General features: G+C 50.5%; 1 protein-coding gene. It reads right to left on the bottom strand.

The genetic code is table 11. The features are described from left to right. The coding region (locus LKE08_RS28285) for a transposase (protein WP_324707641.1) at positions 1-289 on the bottom strand (289 nt) is incomplete at its 3' end. Positions 290-307: the final 18 nt, after the last annotated feature.

Genomic DNA, 307 nt, shown 5'->3' with positions numbered 1-307 from the left:
CAGAGACTTTGCGTCCCCAGAGTCGCTGCATGGCTTTTAGGTTCAACGTCTCGAAATAGAGAACGTCAAACCGATCGGTCAGCCAGTGAGCTAGTTTCCAGAACCAGTCCTCTCGCCGATGAACAATGTCTTCGTGGCGACGAACTAGGTTCTTTCGAGCGCGTTCTCGGTTGTTCGAGCCTTTCTGTTTGCGGGACAGTTCTCGGTTCGCCTTCTGAATCTCACGGAGAGATTGCTTAAAAAACAGCGGGGCGTCAATACTGAAGCCTTCAGAGGTCGTGAGAAACATTTTCAGTCCGAAGTCAAA

The sequence above is a fragment of the Lyngbya sp. CCY1209 genome, from assembly GCF_035615495.1.
Lineage (GTDB): Bacteria > Cyanobacteriota > Cyanobacteriia > Cyanobacteriales > Microcoleaceae > Limnospira.
Note: the sequence above shows the minus strand (reverse complement) of the source record. Positions and strands in the feature narration are given on the sequence as shown.